At 70.8% G+C, this 1,344-nt stretch carries 1 protein-coding gene; it reads left to right on the forward strand.

The annotated features are described in order from the left end of the window. The first annotated feature begins 236 nt into the window (after positions 1–236). Positions 237–1,325, forward strand: a complete 1,089-nt coding sequence (locus ACK586_RS25355; RefSeq protein ID WP_409333307.1) for an IS110 family RNA-guided transposase — start codon at positions 237–239, stop codon at positions 1,323–1,325. The last annotated feature ends 19 nt before the right edge of the window (positions 1,326–1,344 follow it).

The following is a 1,344-nucleotide window of genomic DNA, read 5'->3' on the forward strand; positions in this document are numbered from 1 at the left end:
GCGCCTGACAGTGAGGATGTAGGCGCGCCCCGCAGCGGTCGTTCCTGACCCAGCGCCTGACTGACTTCGAGTCTTCAACGGGATCTGTCGGTTCGGTCCGCTGCGGGGCTGCCTGCACTCACCAGACGTGGCGGTGTGACCTCATAGGAGCCTGTGCCAGCAGGCACCCATCACTGTCTTGTCCGTTCGCCCGGCGGTGCGTGCCGCCCTGTCGGTTGCGAACGAGGAGGACGGCGATGGCCACCATCGCACCAGAGAACGTCGCGGGCCAGGTCCAGGTGGCCGGTGGTGTGGACACCCACCTGGACAACCACACCGCGGCCGCCGTTGATGCCGCGGGACGGCTGCTGGGGCACCGGCAGTTCCCCGCGACAGCGGCCGGCTACCGGCAGCTGCTGGCCTGGCTCCGCGCGTTCGGCACGCTGCTGGTCGTCGGGATCGAGGGCACCGGGGTCTACGGCGCCGGCCTGGCCCGCCACCTGGCCGGCGAGGGTGTGGCGATGCTCGAGGTCGACCGCCCCGACCGCAAGATGCGCCGGTTCGCCGGCAAGTCCGACCCGCTGGATGCCGAGGCGGCCGCTCGTACCGCGCTGACCCGAACCCGCACCGGCACGCCGAAAGACCGCACCGGTCAGGTGGAAGCCCTGCGCAACCTGCGGGTGGCCCGCCACAGCGCAGTCGATCAGCGCGCGGACTGCCAGCGGCGGATCAAGGCGCTGATCGTCACCGCGCCCGAACCGCTGCGCGCCCAGCTGCGCGGCCTCACCGGGGTCAAGCTGATCAGCACATGCGCCGAGCTGCGCCCCGATCCGGCCCGGATCAGCGAACCCGAGCAGGCCGCCAAGACCGCCCTGCGCGCCCTGGCCCGCCGCCACCGAGCCCTGACCGAGGAGATCGACGACCTCGACGCGCTCATTGGCCCGCTCGTCGCCCAGATCAACCCCGACCTGCTCGCCTGCAACGGAGTCGGCATCGACGTCGCCGGCCAACTGCTGGTCACCGTCGGGCAAAACGCCGACCGGCTGCACTCCGAGCCGGCCTTCGCCATGCTCTGCGGCGTCGCCCCGATCCCGGCCTCCTCGGGCAAGACCCACCGGCACCGACTGAACCGCGGCGGCGACCGTCAAGCCAACGCCGCCCTCTACCGCGTCGTCCTCTGCCGCATGCGCTGGGACCCACGCACCCGCGCCTACGTCGAACGCCGCACCAAGGAAGGCCTGGCCAAGAAGGACATCATCCGCTGCCTCAAGCGCATGATCGCTCGCGAGCTCTACTACGTCCTACGACCGACAACACCCACCGAAAACCTCGCCTCGGCCGCTTGACGATCCATAGGAGCATCCC

The sequence above is a fragment of the Trujillonella humicola genome, from assembly GCF_046233715.1.
In the GTDB taxonomy this organism is placed as follows: Bacteria; Actinomycetota; Actinomycetes; order Mycobacteriales; family Geodermatophilaceae; genus Trujillonella; species Trujillonella humicola.